Source organism: Mycobacterium sp. IDUB_37 (assembly GCF_055419245.1).
Genome location: NZ_JBVAXG010000050.1, coordinates 1 through 360 on the forward strand (window position 1 = coordinate 1; position 360 = coordinate 360).

The window sequence follows — 360 nt, forward strand, 5'->3', positions numbered from 1 at the left end:
AACCTCGCCGCCACCCTCGCCGGCGGATTCCCCAACCTCGCCGGCCAACTCTCGGTCCTACTCTCTGGCGGATCCCCCACCCTGCAAGCCGCCCTGGCCGGTCTGGCCGGACAGTTCCAAGCCACCCTGGGCGCCGCACTCTCCGGCGGATTCCCCGCCTTCAACGCCGCCCTGGGCACGTTGGCCGCCAACTTCCAAGGCGCTCTCAACGCCGCCCTCTCGGGTGGGTCGGTCTTCGGCGGTGCCCTGAACGCGTTCCTGTCCGCCGGCGGCAACCTCGCCGCACTGCTGCCCTCCCTCTCGGGTGGGTTCGGCCTGAGCCTGCCCTCGCTGACCGCCGCACTCAACGGCGCCCTCAAC

General features: G+C 71.7%; 1 pseudogene. It reads left to right on the forward strand.

Annotation, left to right across the window (positions count from 1 at the left end):
- Nucleotides 1-360: pseudogene (locus tag ACZY1I_RS32255) on the forward strand (IniB N-terminal domain-containing protein); the annotation flags it as partial.